We start from the raw sequence: 19728 nt of genomic DNA, 5'->3' as shown, positions 1-19728 counted from the left end.
CTCGTCGACTTACCGAGATGGACGATCTGCTGGGCTATCGCCTCGGCCACCGGCAGGAAATCCCCACGCCCGCCATAGAGCTTGCCCGTGTCGATCGCGAGCAACTGGCGCCGTCCAGCCGTCCAGCGCTGCTGGACGTTGTCGCACTCGAGGCGTCCACAGGGATGCGTGTGTCCCAACTGTCGCTGCGGTTAATCCTAAAGCCAATGTCGCGCACCATGGAAAGAGACAATCCCGATTGGGCACCCAGAAACTGGTGACGTCGCCGGCAAGGGAAGCCGCTTCGTAGTATTGCGCGACGGCGACGCCAGGCATCATGGCAACGAACCTTATTGCCCAAAGGCATCGGCGCTTTCAAAAATGTCGATAGATGACTGCGAGCCGTTTTGATCCTTCCCGGCCATCGCCAGATGGACGTTGCTACCGCACATTAGCAGAACCGGATTTTTCTCGCCAAAGGCGAAAAACGAAACGTCGTTCCTTATCTCTATAGATTTTGTCGAATATCGTCTGCCCCGGTTTGGAAATGACCGATGCGCATGCAGGGTCTGGGAGATTGACGAGTTGGCAAGGCTATCGGTTCTCGGAATATCCGGCGGCGTAAGCACGCCATCGCGCACAACCGCGGTGGTGAACGCGCTGGTCAAGGACGTGGCGTTGCGCGTCCCGGCAGACACCGGCCTGATCGAAATCACCGAGGCGGCGCCTTCGCTTTTCGTCGGGCTGTCCCGTGGCGCCCTCGGCGCGTCCGGCGAAGCAATCATCCAGCGCGTCGAGAAGGCCGATCTGCTCGTGGTCGGAACGCCTGTCTATCGGGCTTCCTACACCGGCGCCCTCAAGCACCTGTTCGACCTCGTCGACTATCGCGCGCTCGCCGGCAAGACCGTGCTTCTCGCGGCGACAGGCGGAAGTCCATACCATGGCCTGGTTCTCGAACATCAGCTGCGGCCATTATTCGGCTTTTTCGGCGCCGTCACCGTACCGACCGGCGTCTATGGGGCGCCCGACGATTTCATCGGCGCCGAAATCGTCGGCGAGGCGATACGCGAACGCATTTCACGGGCCGCATCCGAAGCGGTTTCACTGCTCAATTCCAACCATGCAAATGCCGCCGCCGCAGCGCGCGTCGGCTGAGCCAACCAAACAGGGAACAACGACATGACGTCTCATTCCGACGGCCTGAAATTCGCCTACTGGGTTCCGAACGTCTCCGGCGGCCTGGTCATCTCCAACATCGAGCAGCGGACCGGTTGGGACATCGACTACAACCGCAAGCTCGCCCAGATCGCAGAGGCCAACGGCTTCGACTACGCACTGAGCCAGATCCGCTTCACCGCCGGCTACGGCGCCGACAACCAGCACGAATCCGTGTCGTTCAGCCACGCGCTGCTGGCCGCCACCACAACGCTGAAAGTGATTGCCGCCGTCTTGCCCGGTCCATGGAACCCGGCGCTGGCGGCCAAGCAGATCGCCACCATCAACCACCTGACCAATGGCCGCGTGGCCGTCAATGTCGTCAGCGGCTGGTTCCGTGGCGAGTTCGCCGCCATCGGCGAGCTGTGGCTCGACCATGACGAGCGCTACCGCCGCTCGGAGGAGTTCATCCGCGCGTTGCGCGGCATCTGGACCGAGGACAATTTTACGCTGAAGGGCGACTTCTATCGCTTCACCAACTACTCGATGAAGCCGAAGCCGATCGATCCGCAGCCCGAGATCTTCCAGGGCGGCTCGTCGCGCGCCGCGCGTGACATGGCTTCGCGGGTGTCCGACTGGTATTTCACCAACGGCAACACGCCCGAAGAGATCAGGAAGCAGGTCGACGATATCAAGGCCAAGGCGAAGGCGAATGGCCACAAGGTGAAGATCGGCGTTAACGCCTTTGCCATTGCTCGCGAAACCGAGGCGGAAGCACGCGCCGTGCTGGACGAGATCGTCGCCAAGGCCAATCCCGAAGCGGTGCAGGGCTTTGCCGACCAGGTCAAGAATGCCGGCAAGGCCTCGCCGGAAGGCGAGGGCAACTGGGCGAAGTCGTCCCTCGAGGATCTCGTGCAGTACAATGACGGCTTCCGCAGCAATCTCATCGGCACGCCGGAACAGATCGCCGAACGCATCCTCAAGCTGAAGGATGCCGGCGCCGATCTGATCCTGCTCGGCTTCCTGCATTTCCAGGAAGAGGTCGAGTTCTTCGGTAAGCGCATCATCCCGCTGGTGCGCGAACTGGAAGCGGCGCGTGACAGGGAGCTTGTCGCCGCCGAATAGGCCAGGGCGCGGCCTGCGGGCCGCGCACTCCTTCAAAATCAGGAACGTGTCATGATTGGTGCTTCGCTGGGAGCCGCCGCATACGAGCGTGCGCCCGAAATCCCCGGCATTCTTGCTGGCGCTGGTCCACTCACGGACACGCGCCCGGCGCGCCTGTCGGCAAAGGTCGATGCGATCCTGACTCTGAGCGGGATTGGCATTTCGTTCGGCGGTGTCACGGCGCTGAGCGATGTCGATCTCGAGGTCAAGAGCGGCGAAATCCGCGCCGTGATCGGCCCCAACGGCGCAGGCAAATCCTCGCTGATCAACATCATCAGCGGCCTCTATCACGCCGACCACGGCAAGATCGCGATCGCCGGCCAGTCATTCTCCCGTGTGCCCGCGAACCGTCTGGCACGTCTGGGCGTCGCGCGCACCTTCCAGAACCTGGCGCTCTTTCCCGGGCTTTCCGTGCACGACAACATCGCGTCGGGCGGCGTCCACACCAGGCGCGCCAGTTTCGTCGAACATATTGCCGGCCTGCCACGCGCCAGGCGCGAAGATGCTGCGATTGCCGAAAAGGTCGACCAGACAATCGCCTTCCTGCATCTGGAAACGGTCGCCGATCGGCTGGTCGCGACGCTGCCCTACGGCTTGCAGAAGCGGGTCGAACTGGCGCGAGCGCTGGTTGCCGAGCCGAAGATCCTGCTGCTCGACGAACCGATGGCGGGCATGACGGCGACCGAGAAAGCCGAGATGGCCGGGTTCGTGCGCGCCGCGCGCGACCGGCATGGCGTCACCATCATTCTAATCGAGCACGACATCGGGGTCGTCATGGGCCTATCCGACCGCGTCGCCGTGCTCGATTACGGCCGCAAGATCGCCGACGGCACGCCGGCCGAAGTGCGCGCCGATCCGGACGTGATCCGGGCCTATCTCGGCACCGCCGGGGGCGAGGATGGCGAGGGCATCTGATGAGCTACTATGATTTTCTCTTCGTTGTCGAAGTGCTGGTCGGCGGCCTGTTGTCGGGAGTCATGTATTCGCTCGTCGCCATCGGCTTCGTGCTGATCTACAAGACGTCGGGTGTGCTGAACTTCGCGCAAGGGTCGATGGTGCTGTTTGCGGCACTCACCTTTGTCAGCCTGGTCGAACGCGGCATCCCGTTTGCGCTTGCGCTGCTCATCACCTTCGCAGTCATGGTCGCGCTGGGTTTCACCATCGAGCGAACCGTGCTCAGGCCGCTGGTCAACCGATCGCCGATGACGCTGTTCATGGCCACGCTTGGCCTGTCTTACATCATCGAGGGTGCAGCCCAGCTGATCTGGGGAACGCAGGTGCACGGGCTCGATCTCGGCATCGACGACACGCCTTTCGAGGTCGGTGGCATCCTCATCTCGTCGTTCGATCTGCTCGCGGCCGGCATTGCCGCGGCGATGGTGGCCGGCTTGAGCGCATTCTTCTACTGGACGCGGATCGGGCTGGCTTTTCGCGCCGTCGCCGACGATCAGTTCGCGGCACTTGCCGTCGGGCTGCGGCTGCCGCGGATCTGGGGAACGGTGTGGACGGCTGCAGGCTTCGTGGCGCTGGTCGCGGGACTGCTGTGGGGCGCACGCCTCGGCGTCCAGTTCTCGCTTTCGCTGATCGTGTTGAAGGCGCTGCCGGTGCTGGTGCTTGGCGGCTTCGATTCCATCCTTGGCGCCATCGTCGGCGGCCTCGTCATTGGCGCCAGCGAAAAGCTCGCTGAGGTCTATCTCGGACCCTTCGTCGGCGGCGGCATCGAAGGCTGGTTCGCCAATGCGCTGGCGCTGGTTGTCCTACTGGTGCGCCCCTCCGGCCTGTTTGGCCAGAAAACCGTCGAAAGGGTCTGACCGATGGCCGTGCAAGCGCTCGACGCCGCCAGGCTTCCAATCGACTGGCAGAAGTTCGCCCGGAAATTCGCTTTGCCGGCCGTGCTGATCGTCGTCGCCTACGGCCTGATCCCGGCCTATGCCTCGAGCTATCTGGTTGAGGCGATCCTGCTGCCGTTCCTGGCGCTCAGCCTGGCGGCAGTCGGCCTCAACCTCTTGACCGGCTATTGCGGCCAGCTTTCGCTTGGCTCCTCCGCTTTCATGGCGGTAGGCGCCTTCGCCGCATACAATTTCAACCTGCGGGTGGAAGGACTGCCGCTGGCGGCGACCATGATCCTGGCGGGAATTTCGGCCGCCGGCATCGGCGTCATCTTCGGATTGCCGAGCCTGCGCCTGCGCGGCTTCTATCTCGCTGTCTCGACGCTGGCCGCCCAGTTTTTCGTGCAGTGGGCGCTGACCAAGTTCGGCTGGTTCTCCAACGACAATCCGTCCGGGGTGATTTCTGCACCGCACCTTGCCGTAGCCGGGTTTTCGCTCGACGGCGCCACCGGCCGCTATTTGCTTTCCGTCACCACCGTCATCGTGCTGACGGCGCTGGTCTGGCGGCTGGTCAACAGCGCCACCGGCCGCAACTTCATCGCGGTGCGCGACAACGAAACCGCCGCGCGAGTGATAGGCGTCCCGGTGCTTACGACCAAGCTGCTGGCGTTCGCCATTTCATCCTTCATCATCGGCGTCGCCGGCGTGCTGTGGGCCTTCACCTATCTGCGCACGGTCGAGCCGGCCGGCTTCAATCTAGACCGCTCGTTTCAGATCCTGTTCATTATCATCATCGGCGGGCTGGCTTCGATACGCGGTGCGTTTCTGGGCGCCGCATTCATCGTCGTCTTCCCGCTCGTTCTGTCTCGGCTCGGCGCCTTCGTGTTCGGCGGCCTGTTCGATTCTGGTGTGCTCGACATGAGCCAGCGCATCGTGCTTGGCGCGCTCATCATCATTTTCCTCATCGCGGAACCGAACGGGCTGTCGGCCCTCTTCGACCGCCTGAAACGACGGATCGGCTCAAGGTCCAGCTGAGCGCCGCTCGACATTCTCTCACGGACCCAAAACCTCAGGAGACGCAACTCATGACCTTCTTCAGTCACCTCAAGAAAGCGGCGATCGCCACCGCTTTCGTGCTCGGCGCGACAGCCGTCCATGCCGACGAACAATATTTCCCGCTGCAGAGCTACCGCGTCGGCCCCTATGCCGCGGGCGGCACCGGCTTCTTCGGCGGCTTCATCGACTATCTCAACCTGATCAACATCCGCGACGGCGGCGTCAATGGCGTCAAGCTGACCTGGAGCGAGGGCGAAACCCAGTATGAGGTCGAGAAGGGCGTCGAGGTCTACGAACGGTTGAAGAGCAATCCCGGCATCGCCGCCTGGAACCCGCTCTCGGTCGGCATCGCCTACGCCATGATCGACCGCATCACCGACGACAAGGTGCCGCTTATCACCATCAATCACGGCCGCACCGACACCACCGACGGCCGGGTATTCCCTTACGTCTTCCCGCTGCTGCTCAACCCCTACAGCGAAACATCGGGCATCGTGAACTACATCGCCTCCAAGGAAGGCGGCCTCGACAAGCTCAAGGGCAAGAAGATCGTCGTGCTCTATCACGGCTCGCCCTACGGCAAGGAGACGATCCCGATCTATGAGCTGCTATCGCAGAAATACGGTTTCGAACTGTCGCAGATCGAGGTTCCGCACCCCGGCAACGAGCAGCAGGCACAGTGGCTGACGATCCGTCGCGATCGTCCCGACTATGTCGTGCTGCGCGGCTGGGGCGTGATGAACCCGGTTGCGCTGAAGACCGCGCAGAAGACCGGCTTCCCGGCCGATCACATCGTCGGCAACGTCTGGTCCAACTCTGAAGAGGACGTCGTCCCCGCCGGCGACGCCGCCAAGGGCTACACCGCCATCACCACCCAGGCGTCTGGCGCCGACTACCCGGTCGTCAAGGAGATCGTCAAGACGGTCTACGACGCCGGCAAGGGCAATCTCGAGGACAAGAGCCGCATCGGCTCGGTCTACCACAATCTCGGCATCGTCAACGGCATCCTCAATGTCGAAGCCATCCGCATCGCGCAGGCCAAATTCGGCAATCGCACGCTGACCGGCGATGAGGTCCGTTGGGGCTTCGAACACCTCAAGCTCGACCCGGCGCGCGTCGAGGCGCTCGGTGCCAAGGACCTGTTCCACTCGATCAACGTCTCTTGGGACAATCACGAAGGTGACGGCTACGTGACCTTCCAGCAGTGGGACGGCAAGAAGTGGAACGTCGTGTCCGACTGGATCGCGCCGGACTGGAATCTGCTGCGCCCGATCATCGAGAAGTCGTCCGAGGCCTATGCCAAGGAAAAGGGCCTCAAGATCCGCACGGCCGAAGACGCCGATGCGGTGGTCAGCAACTGAGTTTGAAGAGCTCACGGCCGGCCCGCGGGCCGGCCGTGCCATCCATCTTCGCAGCGGAGTTATCGATGTCCAGCCCGGAAAATCCGATCCTGTCGGTCAGCCGCGTCGAGGCCGTCTACAATGGCGCCATCGCCGCTTTGCATGGCGTTGACCTCTCGGTCGGCAAGGGCGAGATCGTTGCGCTGCTCGGCTCAAATGGCGCCGGCAAGACGACGTTGTTGCGAGCCGCATCCAATCTTCTGCCGGCAGAGCGCGGCGCCGTTACCGCCGGCCGGATCATTTTCGATGGCGAGGATGTTTCAAGGGCAAGCCCCTCGCACCTTGTCCGCAAGGGCCTGGTCCAGGTTCTCGAGGGCCGGCACTGTTTCCGCTCGCTGACGGTCGAGGAGAACCTTCTGACCGGTGCGCTCGGGCGCTCGTCCTCGCGCCTTGGCGTGAAGGCCGACCTTGAGCGTGTCTACGCGCTGTTTCCGAGGCTTCTCGAGAAACGGCGCACGCGGTCCGGCCTCACCTCCGGCGGCGAGCAGCAGATGACGGCGATCGGTCGCGGGCTGATGTCGCGGCCGAAACTCTTCGTGCTCGACGAGCCCTCGATGGGGCTCGCGCCGCTGATCGTCGACGAGATTTTCAGCGCTTTGAAGCGGCTCAATCGGGACGAGGGTCTTTCGATCCTTGTCGCCGAGCAGAATTCGGCGGTGGCGCTGAAATATGCCGACCGCGCCACCGTGCTCGAAAACGGTAAAAGCGTGCTGGAAGGGTCGGCTGCCGACCTGCGCCAGCGCGACGACATCAAGATCTACTATCTCGGCGGCGCGCCGCTTCCATCGCAACACTTTCCCCAGGAGACTGCAGCATGACCATCCAATCCAAGCAGCCGTCCGACGCGCGCGTCGCCGTGCCTCCGGTCGAGCGCCCGTCGGCCAAGGCGCATATCATCAAGACCGATGCCGAGGCGATCGCCATCGCCGAAAAACTTGCCACTGAATTCACCAGGGAAGCGTCGAAGCGGGATCGCGAGCGCATCTGGCCGAAGGAAGAGCTGGATGCGTTTTCGCAGAGCGGCCTGTGGTCGATCAATGTGCCGAAGGCCCATGGCGGGCCGGAGGTTTCCTATGTGACGCTCTCGAAGGTGATCACCATCATCTCGGCGGCTGATCCCTCGCTTGGCCAGATTCCGCAGAACCATCTCGGCGTGGTCGCCGCCATCCGCACGGTTTCGGACGAGGCGCAGAAAAAGCTGCTCTTCGCCGAGGCACTGTCCGGCACGCGCTTTGGCAACGCGTTTTCCGAGTTCGGCTCCAGGCGTGCCGCCGACTTCGAGACCAAGTTTGTCGATGCCGGTGACCATGTCGTGGTCAACGGCCAGAAATTCTATTCAAGCGGCGCCCTGCTCGCCCATCTGGTGCCGATTGTGGCGCTCGATGACGAGGGGCGCGCCTGGTATGCCATCGCCGATCGCGGCGCGCCCGGACTGACCGTCATCGATGACTGGTCGAGCTTCGGCCAGAAGACGACGCTCTCCGGCACGGTCCTGCTCGACAATGTGAAGGTGGCGAAGACGCATCTCGTCCCCGGCTACAAGGGGTACGACAAACCGACAGCCGACGGACCCATCTTCCAGATCATCCAGGCGGCGGTCGATCTCGGCATCGCCAAGGCGGCGATCGACGAGACGGTCAGCTTCGTGCGCACCAGATCGCGCGCGTGGATCGACAGCGGCGTCGATCATGCCTGGCAGGATCCCTATACGATCCAGGCGATCGGCGACCTCCGCCTGCGCGCCAATGCGGCCGAGGCTATTCTGGAAAAGGCCGGCCTTGCGGTCGACCGCGCCGTGGCCGATCCTAACGAGAAGACGGTCGCGGAAGCGCAGATCGCGGTCGCCGAATCCAAGATCCTCACCACCGAGATTGCCATCAACGCCACCAACAAACTGTTCGAACTCGCCGGCACGCGATCCACGCTGGCCGAGCACAATCTCGACCGCCACTGGCGCAATGCGCGCACCCACACCCTGCACGATCCCGTCCGCTGGAAATACGCGATCCTCGGCAACTATTACCTGAACGAGGTCAACCCGCCCCTCCACGCCTGGAGCTGAGCGGGAACGCCGTAAAGTCACAAAGGACTATTCATGAGCACTGCCACCCCCGACAGGATCAAGGTCCTGTGGTTCTTGCCCACCCATGGCGACAGCCGCTATCTCGGAACCTCCGAGGGCGGCAGGGCGGTCGACCTGCCCTATCTCACCCAGGTCGCCAAGGCGGCCGACGCCATCGGCTATTATGGCGCGCTGCTGCCGACCGGGCGCAGTTGCGAAGACAGCTGGGTGGTGGCGTCGGCGTTGGCGCCGCTAACGCAACGACTTCGCTTTCTCGTTGCGGTCCGTCCAGGGCTGCAGTCGCCGACGCTCGCCGCGCGCATGACCTCGACGCTCGACCGCATTTCGGGCGGGCGCTTGCTGATCAACGTGGTCACGGGCGGCGATCCGGTCGAGAACAAGGGCGATGGCATATTCCTCAGCCATGACGAGCGTTATGAGGTGACGCGGGAATTTCTCGACATCTACAAGGCCGTGCTCAGCGGCGAAACCGTAGCCTTCGAAGGCAAGCATTTCCACATCGAAGATGGCAGGTTGCTGTTCCCGCCGGTGCAGACGCCGCACCCGCCGCTCTATTTCGGCGGCTCGTCGGACGCGGCCAATGCGGTCGCCGCCGAGCAGATCGACAAATACCTCACCTGGGGCGAGCCGCCGGCGGACGTCGCCGCCAAGGTCGAGCATGTGCGCGGCCTTGCCGAAAAGGCCGGCCGCGAAGTGAGCTTTGGCATCCGATTGCATGTCATCGTTCGCGAGACCAATGACGAGGCCTGGGCCGATGCCGATCGGCTGATCAGCCGCCTCGACGACAAGACGATCGCCGAGGCACAGAAGGTTTTCGCCCGCATGGATTCGGTTGGCCAGTCGCGCATGAGCCGGTTGCATGGCGGCAGCCGCGACAAGCTCGAAATCAGCCCGAACCTTTGGGCCGGCGTTGGCCTCGTGCGCGGCGGCGCCGGCACCGCCTTGGTCGGTGACGCGGCGACCGTGGCAGAACGGATCGACGAATACCGAAGGATTGGCATCGATACCTTCATCCTGTCCGGCTATCCGCATCTGGAGGAAGCCTATCGCTTCGGCGAACTGGTGCTGCCGCTGCTACCGCTCGATCACGAAATCTCGACCCGGCCGACGACGGTGAACATGGGACCGTTCGGCGAAACGGTGGCCGGAGATCATCGACCATCGGCGCTGCGCGCGAGCCAGTCTTGAGCGCTTCCCGCAGGGCTGGGAAACTGACGGTCGCCATCATTGGCGGCGGCTTTTCCGGCGCCGCAACCGCGTTTCACCTGGCGCGGCTGCTGCCCGCCGATGCAGCCAATATCGTGGTCGTCGAACCGCGCGAGGCGCTCGGCTATGGTCTGGCCTATTCGACGGCCGATCCCTCGCACCGCATCAACGTGCGGGCGTCCAGGATGACGCTGATCTCAGGTGAGGAGGGCCATTTTTCCGACTGGCTGGAGCAGACCGGCGCTATTCTGGACGATACGCAGGCCATCGCCGCCAGCGGCGCGATTTACCCGCAGCGTCGGGTCTTCGGCCGCTATGTCGAATCCCATCTGCAGCCCTTCCTGCAAAGCAAGGCGATCCGCCATGTCAGGGCCGAAGTTGCTTGGGTCGAGCGCAGTGGCGAGGGCTACCGGCTTGTCCTGTCCGATGGCGCAACGCTTTCCGCCGATGCTGTGGTGATCGCGGCGACGCATCCATTGCCGGCCCTCCCGGCGCCGCTGCGCAGCGTGGCCTCAGTCGCCGGATTGGTGGCCAATCCCTACGATCTCGAACGGCTGCAGGCGATCGCGCGCGACGACCATGTTCTCATCGTCGGCACCGGTCTGACCTCGGCCGACGTCATTGCAACGCTCGACCGCAAGGGCCATCGCGGCCGCATCACGGCACTGTCGCGCCATGGCTATCGCTCGCATGTGCAGGCCGCCATGCAGGGCGACCCGATAGGCGACTTCACCAGCTTGCCTTTACGCAGCGCCATGGTGCTGCTCGGGCACATCCGGGCCACGATCGCGGCAGCGACGCGACAGGGCGAAGACTGGTATCCGGTCCTCGACGCTGTCCGGCGTCAGGGGCAGTTGATCTGGCAGGCCTTGCCGCTCGCAGAGCAGCGCCGCGTGCTGCGCCATCTTCGCGCGCTCTGGGACGTGCATCGCTTCCGCATCGCGCCACAGGTAGCGGCCGTGCTGGATCGCCGCCTTGTCGAGGGGACGCTTGTTTATCGCGCCGCATCGATTGTCGAGGCCGATGAGGCCGACGGGCGTCTCCGCGTCACGCAGCGGTCAAGGCGCCGACACGACCTCATCGTCGAGACGTTCGACAGCGTGATCGTGACCACCGGGCCGGCGCATGCCGACATTCTTCGCACCAACACGGCGATCGCCACCCTTGGACATCTGGGCCTGGTCCGTCTCGACCCAACCGGCCTTGGTCTCGACATCGACAGCCACGGCCGCGCGGTCGGTGCGTCAGGTCACCCGGCCGACAATATTTTCATCAGCGGACCGCTGGCGCGCGGCAGCGTCGGCGAGCTGATGGGCATCCCTGAAGTCACCGCCCATGCCGAGAGCATCGCCACCGGAATTCACCAATGGTTGGGATACAAGACGGCGTTGCGTCGCAGGGCGTCGTGAAACTGCAAACACGATGAGGCTATCCAGATGACACTAACCGAACGCATTCTGCCGGATGAAACCCGGATCTCCCTAAAATTTGCGATGCGACACCTGGCCGGAGCCGTGTCCGTGGTCACCGCAGGCATCGGCGACGAGCGGACGGGCGCAACAATTACCACAGCCCATTCCTTGTCGGTCGAACCGGAGGTGATGGTCGTCAGCATCAACCTGAGCTCGTCGACATGGGCAGCCATCAGCCGGCATCGGCACTTCTGCGTGAATGTGCTGCGCGCCGACCAGATCGCGATTGCCGACCGTTTTGCTGGTCGAGGCGGCCTCAAGGGGCAGGCTCGCTACGAGGGTGCACGCTGGTCCACCCTTGCAAGCGGCGCATTGGCGCTCGAAGGTGCGCTTGCCGCGGTCGATTGCACCGTCGAGGATACCATAGTTCGCCACAGCCATGCGCTAATCCTCGGCAGCGTCCGGCATGTGGTGAGCGGAGAGCCCGGTCCGGCACTGATCTATCATCACGGCGCCTATGGATCGTCGTGAGCGGGTTGGTACGTGTCGTTTTCTGACAGCCATGAAATTCTTGGTCTCATTCAAGGCGGCGAAAGGAACGAAATACGAATTCTCCATAGCCCTTCGCCGAGACGCGCCGCACACACCCAAAATGCGAAAACGCGACCGAGATGGCGCGGGAGCACTATGTGCGATTGTTTGGATGTGAGCCAATACGGGCTTTGCGCGTTGTTGTTGAACTTGCGGAAGCCCTTTTCCAGCAAGAGGCTTGAGAGGAACAATTCTTCCGTGGCGCGTAGCGGCCAGGCACTGCCGTTGGGCAGCCGATTGCGATTGCTACGGCAACGAAGAAGTCATGCCCGCGCGCATGCGGTGCTTGCCGTTGAAGGCCACGACCGATCTGCCACTGGCGCCCGGCGCCGTCGGTCGCTGCGGTCCAGAGTTGCCGACCAGTAAGGACAAGGCAAAATCTGGTGTTCTCGCGAAAAATGGCGACAAGGCGCGGGTCGCAGGACATCACGCCGAAGCCGAAGAAACGCTAGATTCGCGCCGGCAGCCCTAACTAGCGCTGGCGAGACTGGCATGTCCCGCAGCGGCTTCTTGCGCTTCGGCGGCACATAGGCATCGCTCCGATCTTCTGCTCGAGTGGCTTAAACTAGGATTTGCAGTCGCCGTGTTTCTACGTTGTGGTTTCGGCGACATCTGTCGTTCGCAACATCAGTAAGTAAACCAGCTAAACGAAATCAATGAGAAAGATCAGGAAATTGCCCGGTCATTCAATCAGGAATCGTTCGCGTTGTCCTTTGCAGAAGGCCAGCGGATACGCCTATGGCTAGCGAAGGTCGTGCGCCTGTAGGGCGCTGTGGGGCGGCATTGTAGGCATCCAAGCATGAGCGGAACCTAATTTGCAGCCGCAAATTAATGTCCAATGAATGAACTCCCAAACCGGAAAAAACTCGTGCCTGACCCTCAACCTCGGCGGGGCTCCAACAAAGGTGTGTTGCTAGCGGCTGCAGCGCTGCTGTTTGCCTTTCTCGCTCTTATTCTGTTTGGGTTTTTTCAGTAAGTGCGCGCGGCGCCGGCGTCCCAGAGAGGGCAGAGCACCTGCCGACGTGATCTTCGATCCGCTCGCGTCCCAGCGGCGGGCCGATCATACAAGCCGGCTCGGTTCGTCGCTCCTGACGGGTTGATCGGTCCCACAGAGCAGGTTGATCATCGGCAATTTCTTGGCAGCGCCGGTATTCAACTCACGCCCAACGCGATTGAAAACTGAAGCTGGCCGTCCATCGTGACTGACGCAGCACGAGCCGAACAGGCGAGGCAAGCGCAAGCCTTGAGGCCCAACCTCGGACAGACGAATCACGCTCGTGCAGTCTGGAGACGCAACGAGTTATTCATTCGGGCGCCTTCGCATCACCAGCGGAACGAAAGAGTTAATTGACGATTTACTAGGGAAGGATTGCAGGACGGAAAACATTGAGGATTGCTGCCATGACAATGTTGTTCGAACCACTCGACTCTGAAGGTTACAAGCGCAGTGTGGTCTACCATGCCGCACGCTTGTCCATGCTCCACAACCGAATGCTGAAGCGTTTCGACAAGGTCGATAAAGCGGCTGAAAAGGTTGAAGCCGAGGTGGAGCTGTTTGATGAAGCTGTTCGCACTCTCTACGAATGAGCGGCATGTTGACCGCCGACGTTCCTCCTAGCGCGTATACGGGCGCGGGTTTCACCGTTGCCCACCAGGCGATGTCGCGCCGCGGATTTGGGCTTGATAAGCACGATCTAATGTATACGATTCACCCAGCCGGCCTGGCTCCCCCGCCATCGGGCCGGTCAGGCCCGACGGTTCAACGCACCACCCCAAACGACTGTCGGGCCGCCAGGACGCTCACTGCGCAGCCGGGTTCATGCTTTGCCTTTTTTTCTCGAAAAGCGCGAGCTTGGTCATATAACCAATTCTGATTTTTGCATGGCATTGGGTGCAGTTGAAGTTGGATATCACCTTCAACCACGATCCCTTTTTTATGATGACATGAGAACAGTTTGGACATTCCAGTTCCAGGTACTCGTCCCCCATATCGTTTGAAATCGGCACTACGACACTCCCCAACAGTTGCCCGTGAAACTTGCGCTTCGAGATCGGCCGGCACCTCCGTGCTCAAACCCGAACGTGGGTCCTTGGCAGATGTTCCGCAATCCGACCTCTGGCGACCGGGATCGGACCTAAGTCCAAATCGCCGCCAACAGGCCGAGAAGTGGAACCCCGGCGGATGCTTTTTGAACGCTGAATTTCCGTCCTCGACGGTCGTAGTCCGCCGTCCTCCTGGCCAAAGCTCCAATGTTGCCTTGTGTGAAACTGACCTCGCCCGGCCTATCAGGTCGCCAGGGCGCAACTCCGGTAATAATTCGGTCGGAGCGAATGTCAGCGCGAAGCTGTGCGCAGGGACGCCAACTCGCTGACAGCAGCAAGGATGACAGCATCGGTTGCCGGCTTCGGCAGGAATCTGCAGTCGCGGAAAGCCGCGGGAACGTCGGCGGGGCCAAATCCCGACAAGAAAGCAAAGGGGATGCCTCGCGCCTGCAATATCCTCGCCACCGGCAGACCCGTTTCACCGTTCAGCTGGATGTCTAGCAACGCCACGTCAATCTTGTCCGATTCGACAAGACGCAGAGCGGCAGATACCGACGGCACAGGTCCGACCACCTGATAACCGGCGCGACGCAGCCGCGCGGCAGTGTCCTGCGCGACTAGCCATTGATCCTCAACAATCAGAACACTCACGCTTTCGCTCACGGCCCCTCTCTGCGATTGACCGGAAATGAGATGTCGATCCGAGACCTTCGGACAGTTGTTTCGACATGTCCGCAAACCTATAGGTAACCTCTCCATGCAGCAAGGTGAGGCTGATGCTGGAGCGCAGGCGCTTCCACCGACCACTTGCTGAATTACCGGAGCCGAAGATTAGCGCGTCAATGGAGCTGCGGTCCGCCTCCGCTCCATCGAGAGTTGGATAGGCGCTTACCCCTCTCCACGATCCGCAAAATCTAAAAGCCTCCGTACCACGCCATTGGCTCTTCAAGCATGAGTAGCACCTCTCTCTCTCTCTCTCTCTCTCTCTCTCTCCATCTTGGGCGACCTGAGATTGCGGTCGGTCAATGAGCGTCAGAAGTGCGATGCACCGAGTTTGTACCTGCAGTTTTTCGAAGGAAAGGCTTGAGAATTCATGATTTCGGAGCAGGTTTGGCTGGCGCATGAGCGCCGCAGATCTATACTGGGGAGATCAAGCGATGGGGTCGGCCATGAGCAAAGAGTTCAGTGTAGCTGATGCCTATGGCGCCGGCCGCGCCATCTTCATGGGACTTGAACTGCTGGTTTCGCCCGGTGCGCTCGTCCCCAGACCTGAAACCGAGTTGCTCGGCAAGACCGCGCTTGGTGTGTTGCATCAGATGAACCTGCCGGCTCCGCGCATAGTTGATATGTGCTGCGGCACTGGGAATCTGGCGTGCGCGATCGCCTACCATGTGCCCAGCGCCCTTGTCTGGGCAAGCGATCTCACCGATGAATGCGTCGAAACGGCACGCCGCAACACCTCACATCACGGCATGGCTGAGCGTCTTTCGGTGCTTCAGGGCGACTTGTTCGACTCTCTCATCGGCCTTGGGTTAGACGGAACTATCGACGTAATCGTCTGCAATCCGCCTTACATTTCTGAAAAGCGGCTCGAGGGCGACCGCGCCCATCTGATCGAGCTTGAGCCGCGCGAGGCGTTCGCAGCCGGCCCTTACGGCCTGAGCATTCATATGCGCGTACTGAAAGACGCACCGCGATACCTGCGGCGTGGCGGCATCCTGCTCTTCGAGGTCGGGCTTGGCCAAGACCGACAGGTAGCGGGTCTGCTGGAACGCAGCAAGGCATTCGAGAACATCCGTTCGGTCTCGAACGAAGCAGGCGAGGGCCGGGTGGTTCTGGGGCAAGTCAAGACGCAGGCATGAATCCTGCGACAGTCAGACCAAATACGGGGCTGCTCTGGGCGTTACGCTCACCCATCAGTTCATTTTGCGGATGATGTATTGCTCGATCCCCTGGATGGAATCGAGGTTTTCAGGCAGAAGTTCGCTGTCCTCGACGGTAATGCCAAAGGTCTCCTCGATGAACCCGATAATCTCAAGCACACCCGTCGAGTCGACAATGCCTTGATCGAGCAAGGATGCGTCATCCAGCAATGCCTTGACGTCGCTGACGTAGAAATTTGAAACCAAGAAACTACGAATCTGCTCGCTGTAGATTCCGGTGCGTTCCTTGATGGTCAACATGAATTCGTCCTCCCTAACGACACCATTAACGCGACTTGGTTCTGGCCCCGCATCATGACAGCGCCGTTTTCTTGAGTTTTCCCGTGTCCGTCATCGGCAGGTTCGCCACAACGACGATGGATTTCGGGACCATGAAGTTTTCCAGACGCTTCTGGCACTCCTTCTGCAGTTCCCTTTCGCCAATGGCTCTTCCATGCTCCATCACCACAAAGGCTTTCACCGCTTGCCCGAGGAGCTCGTCGGGAACACCGATGACGGCCGCTTCCCGGACTCCTGGAATGTCCATGAGTACGTTTTCCACTTCCCTTGGCGCCACCTTCTCGCCTCGCGACTTTATGATCTCATCCCCACGGCCAACGAAGTAGAGGTAACCCTCCGTATCCATCCGGCAGTAGTCGCCGGTGTATAGGACTTGCTCGCCTGGCAGCGGGCCGGGTTTGAGTTTCCTGGCCGTTGCCTCGGGCTTGCCCCAATACCCCTTCATCACCGTTGCGCCGCGAATGACGAGTTGGCCGACAACGCCGGGGCCTATCCGCCTGTCATGCTCGTCAACGATCCACATCTCCGTATTCGGGATTGCGATCCCTACGCTCAATGGCTTTCGCTCGAGGTCCTCTGGCGGCAAATAGGTGCAACGTTTGCATTCGGTGAGACCGTACATCGAATAGATGCGTGCACCCGAAAACAGCTCGCGAAGCATGAAAATATGCTTGAGGGGTAGGGCTGCCGCAGTGTTTGTGACGTAGCGGATGCTCGAGAAATCCTGGTCTTTGAGGGACCTGAGTTCGGAGAGTGCGGCAAAGATTGTGGGCACGCCAGGAAAGCCCGTAACCCCCTCCTGCCTGATCAACCCGAGGATCCGTGCCGGGAAAGCGAACGAGCGTTCGAGCACCAGCCGGGCGCCGGTACGAAAAGCCATGATCATCTGGTACAGTCCATAATCGAAGGCGAGGGGTAGGACATTGAGGATCACCTCGTCCTCGGCAATTGCCAGGTAGGAAGCGACAGACGCGCACGCGGCCATCATGTTTCTGTGCGTCAGCATCACGCCCTTGGGTTCGCCCGTCGACCCAGACGTGTAGATGATGGCTGCCAGATCAACATCGATGCACTGCCGTGCCGGCGGCGTATCCGCGCCATTGGCGAGGGCGGCGTCCCAGCGCACGGCAAACGGCAGCTGGGCGAGTTCGACGTCGTCGATCGGTCCCGATACGATCACTCGCAGAAGTGACGGGCAGCCGCGCGCCGGCTCGCGGAAGATCGCGTGCAGATGGCCGTCCGTGATGAGCGCCGTCGGCCGGCAGTCGTTGAGCAGATAATCGAGCTTGTCGCTCTTGGTGAGCGGGTTGACGATGCACACCACCGCATTCGCCTTTAGCACCGCCCAGAAGCTAACCACCGTCTCGACGGTGTTGTCGGCGAAGATCATCACGCGATCACCGCGAACGACGCCGGATGCGGCAAGGTCCCGGGCGATCGCATTGGCTCGCGTTTCGAGTTCGAGGTAGGTGACACGCTGCCTGTTGCACACCAGCGCCACCTTACTTCCGTGTCGGACGGCTGAATGGGCGAGGTAGTCATGCAGCAATGGTACGGCATCATGCAACATGCAGGCGCTCTTCCCGATGTTCGCAGTCGACGTCGACGCTGAGTGTGCATTCGAGCGTTGCACTGGGACAACCCGCGACGAACTGCTGATGAAGAAGTTGGGTCGACAACACGCCGACCAGCGCCATGTTGTCGGCATTGGACAGGTCGCCATCGCCAGTTCTGGCCTGGCATTTGGCAAGCAGGTGCGTGACCGCCTTTGGATCGAAGACATTCGCCTCGCGCAGGGCCGCCTGCGAAACCGCCTCGCGTGCGTAATCCGGAGCGTCTGCGCCGACGAAGCAAAGCGCGTTGGGCGCACGGAAGGGCTGCTTTTTGCGGGCTATGATCTCGGAGGGCAGGATGGGTGCCGCCATGCGCTTCAGCACGTGCTTCTCGTCGAGGCCGCGGAGTTTGAAGGAGGGTGGCAGCGAATTCGCGAGCCTCACAAGTTCATCGTCCAGGAACGGGAAGCGCCCCTCGACGGAGTGAGCCATCAGCATCCTGTCGCCTTGCGAGGAGAGCAGATAGCCCGACATCAGTGTTTGCACCTCGAGATACTGGTCCTGCGCAAGAGGGCTCCAACGGGCAAACTGCGCGGGCAGACGGGCGAGCAACTCGGACACGGCGTCGCGGCCCTGCGTTCGAGCCCGCATATCGGCCGTAAACAAGCGCTTGATGGCACTGGTGGTTCGCCAGCGTGTTTCATGAGCAAAGCCCGGCGCGTCGTAAGCGTGAATATTTCGCCCGAAGAACTGACGCGCCATCGCCTGCTGTTGCACCGGCGAGCGGGTGAGATAGGGGTAAAGGCGTTCCAGGAGCCGAGAGCGTCGTGCCGAAGTCGGGTGGCGCCCCCAGAAGCGGCGGACCTTGCCTTCGCGGAACAGGTCGTAGCCGGCGAACATTTCGTCAGCGCCTTCGCCGGTCAGCACGACCTTGATGCCACGCTCGCGCACCAGGTGCGAGAGCAGGAAGAGTGGCGCCGGGGCAGTCCTCAGGATCGGGCGTTCGGTGTGTTGGATTACCTCCGGAAAGATTCCGGCTATATCTCTGCGCGAAACGACCACTTCATGGTGCTCACTGCCGATCGTCTTGGCAACCATTCGCTGGAAGCGGGTCTCGTCATATTCGGCGTCGGCAAAACGTAAGGAGAAGGTTTGGAAGCGCTCGCCCGCGAAGCGCCTTGCGAGCGCAGCCACAAGCGAACTGTCCAGCCCTCCGGAGAGGTAGCACCCGACAGGCACGTCGGCGCGCACCATTCTGAGCGCCGTCGCGGCCTCAAGAGCGCTAGACACGCGGTCCACCGCGTCGTTGGAGGACCCGGGGAACTCGCCCTGCTGCGATCCGAAATTGTCGGGATAGGAAGGCTGCCAAAAAATCCGCTCACGAACGGTGCCATCCTGATAGATGCGGACACGACCCGGCTCGAGTTCGTTGATTCCGTGGAAAACTCCTTGCGGCGGAACGACCGTCCAGAGCGTGAACGTCTGATCGATGCCGGCGGGATCAAAGGCGCGAGGTATGGTTCGATCGGCTGCGAAAATGGCTTTCACTTCGCTGGCGAAATAAAGCCGGTGCGCATGCTCGCTGAAATACAGCGGGCAAATGCCGAAGCGGTCGCGCGACAATACGAGACGATTGGCCACTGAATCCCAGATCGCAATTGCCCATTGGCCGTTCATCCGCTCGAAGGCCGTTTCTCCCCACTCACGATAGGCGTGCAGCGCGACCTCCGTGTCGCTGCGGGTTCGGAAGCGGTGGCCGAGCGCCGTGAGTTTTTCACGCAATTCGACGTAGTTGAAGATCTCGCCGTTGAACACGATCCACGTCGTATCGCCTGTATCGGCCATCGGCTGCTGGCCACTGGAGAGATCGACGATGGACAGGCGCACATGCGCCAGCCCCGCGCGTCTGTCCCGGTAGAGACCGCGCCCGTCGGGACCGCGATGCGCCAGCGCGCCCATCATCTGCATCAGCGCCTGCCGCGAAGGAGAAGCCGCTGTGGCATTCAGCGCCACGATTCCAGCGATGCCGCACATG

At 61.7% G+C, this 19728-nt stretch carries 19 protein-coding genes; 14 read left to right on the top strand and 5 right to left on the bottom strand.

Annotation, left to right across the window (positions count from 1 at the left end):
- The first annotated feature begins 17 nt into the window (after positions 1-17).
- The 13 genes from NKI46_RS14920 to NKI46_RS14860 all read left to right on the top strand — a co-directional run bounded on the left by NKI46_RS14920 (position 18) and on the right by NKI46_RS14860 (position 13462).
- The gene (locus NKI46_RS14920) at positions 18-260 is read left to right on the top strand and encodes a hypothetical protein (protein ID WP_023706569.1); all 243 of its coding nucleotides are present in this window, start codon (positions 18-20) and stop codon (positions 258-260) included.
- A 304-nt stretch (positions 261-564) separates the two neighbouring features.
- The gene (msuE, locus tag NKI46_RS14915; RefSeq protein WP_023670623.1) at positions 565-1134 is read left to right on the top strand and encodes an FMN reductase; all 570 of its coding nucleotides are present in this window, start codon (positions 565-567) and stop codon (positions 1132-1134) included.
- 24 nt (positions 1135-1158) lie between these two features.
- Entirely contained in the window at positions 1159-2259 is a 1101-nt protein-coding gene (gene sfnG / locus NKI46_RS14910) for a dimethylsulfone monooxygenase SfnG (RefSeq protein ID WP_023701791.1), read from the top strand.
- A gap of 51 nt (positions 2260-2310) precedes the next feature.
- Positions 2311-3213, top strand: a complete 903-nt coding sequence (locus tag NKI46_RS14905) for an ABC transporter ATP-binding protein (protein ID WP_352459485.1) — start codon at positions 2311-2313, stop codon at positions 3211-3213.
- Entirely contained in the window at positions 3213-4109 is an 897-nt protein-coding gene (locus NKI46_RS14900; RefSeq protein ID WP_352746761.1) for a branched-chain amino acid ABC transporter permease, read from the top strand. Before NKI46_RS14905 ends, NKI46_RS14900 begins: the two co-directional genes overlap by 1 nt.
- A gap of 3 nt (positions 4110-4112) precedes the next feature.
- Complete coding sequence (locus NKI46_RS14895) at positions 4113-5162, top strand: branched-chain amino acid ABC transporter permease (protein ID WP_352746758.1); 1050 nt, start codon at positions 4113-4115, stop codon at positions 5160-5162.
- Positions 5163-5212: 50 nt separating this feature from the next.
- On the top strand, positions 5213-6544 hold the full coding sequence (locus NKI46_RS14890; protein ID WP_023739616.1) for an ABC transporter substrate-binding protein: 1332 nt from the start codon (positions 5213-5215) through the stop codon (positions 6542-6544).
- A gap of 65 nt (positions 6545-6609) precedes the next feature.
- Positions 6610-7401 carry an ABC transporter ATP-binding protein gene (locus NKI46_RS14885; protein WP_023739615.1) on the top strand — a complete coding sequence of 264 codons (792 nt, stop codon included), beginning with the start codon at positions 6610-6612 and terminating at the stop codon, positions 7399-7401.
- On the top strand, positions 7398-8645 hold the full coding sequence (locus NKI46_RS14880; protein ID WP_023739614.1) for an SfnB family sulfur acquisition oxidoreductase: 1248 nt from the start codon (positions 7398-7400) through the stop codon (positions 8643-8645). Before NKI46_RS14885 ends, NKI46_RS14880 begins: the two co-directional genes overlap by 4 nt.
- Positions 8646-8678: 33 nt before the next feature.
- A complete protein-coding gene (ssuD, locus tag NKI46_RS14875) occupies positions 8679-9854 on the top strand; it encodes an FMNH2-dependent alkanesulfonate monooxygenase (protein ID WP_023686773.1) in 1176 nt (391 codons plus the stop codon).
- Entirely contained in the window at positions 9851-11281 is a 1431-nt protein-coding gene (locus tag NKI46_RS14870) for an FAD/NAD(P)-binding protein (RefSeq protein WP_352746753.1), read from the top strand. Before ssuD ends, NKI46_RS14870 begins: the two co-directional genes overlap by 4 nt.
- Positions 11282-11308: 27 nt before the next feature.
- On the top strand, positions 11309-11815 hold the full coding sequence (locus tag NKI46_RS14865; RefSeq protein ID WP_050593150.1) for a flavin reductase family protein: 507 nt from the start codon (positions 11309-11311) through the stop codon (positions 11813-11815).
- 1461 nt (positions 11816-13276) lie between these two features.
- Complete coding sequence (locus NKI46_RS14860) at positions 13277-13462, top strand: hypothetical protein (RefSeq protein ID WP_023681021.1); 186 nt, start codon at positions 13277-13279, stop codon at positions 13460-13462.
- A gap of 172 nt (positions 13463-13634) precedes the next feature.
- Here NKI46_RS14860 and NKI46_RS14855 read toward each other — a convergent pair whose 3' ends face one another.
- Entirely contained in the window at positions 13635-13838 is a 204-nt protein-coding gene (locus tag NKI46_RS14855; protein ID WP_155921622.1) for a hypothetical protein, read from the bottom strand.
- Positions 13839-14209: 371 nt separating this feature from the next.
- Complete coding sequence (locus NKI46_RS14850; RefSeq protein WP_023670881.1) at positions 14210-14581, bottom strand: response regulator; 372 nt, start codon at positions 14579-14581, stop codon at positions 14210-14212.
- Positions 14582-15087: 506 nt separating this feature from the next.
- On the opposite strand from NKI46_RS14850, the gene NKI46_RS14845 reads away from it, so the two are divergent.
- Positions 15088-15780 carry a N5-glutamine methyltransferase family protein gene (locus NKI46_RS14845; RefSeq protein ID WP_023681023.1) on the top strand — a complete coding sequence of 231 codons (693 nt, stop codon included), beginning with the start codon at positions 15088-15090 and terminating at the stop codon, positions 15778-15780.
- A 54-nt stretch (positions 15781-15834) separates the two neighbouring features.
- Here the strand turns inward: NKI46_RS14845 and NKI46_RS14840 are convergent, their stop codons facing one another.
- The 3 genes from NKI46_RS14840 to asnB are packed head-to-tail and all read right to left on the bottom strand — an operon-like array spanning position 15835 to position 19727.
- Positions 15835-16101, bottom strand: a complete 267-nt coding sequence (locus NKI46_RS14840) for an acyl carrier protein (protein WP_023670883.1) — start codon at positions 16099-16101, stop codon at positions 15835-15837.
- Positions 16102-16153: 52 nt separating this feature from the next.
- A complete protein-coding gene (locus tag NKI46_RS14835) occupies positions 16154-17710 on the bottom strand; it encodes a class I adenylate-forming enzyme family protein (protein ID WP_031253256.1) in 1557 nt (518 codons plus the stop codon).
- Entirely contained in the window at positions 17700-19727 is a 2028-nt protein-coding gene (asnB, locus tag NKI46_RS14830; RefSeq protein WP_023739610.1) for an asparagine synthase (glutamine-hydrolyzing), read from the bottom strand. Before asnB ends, NKI46_RS14835 begins: the two co-directional genes overlap by 11 nt.
- Between the last annotated feature and the right edge of the window lies 1 nt (position 19728).

Source organism: Mesorhizobium sp. M0615 (genome assembly GCF_040320805.1).
Taxonomy (GTDB): domain Bacteria; phylum Pseudomonadota; class Alphaproteobacteria; order Rhizobiales; family Rhizobiaceae; genus Mesorhizobium.
The sequence above is the reverse complement of the archived record's forward strand: the minus strand, read 5'-3'. Positions and strand labels throughout refer to the sequence as shown.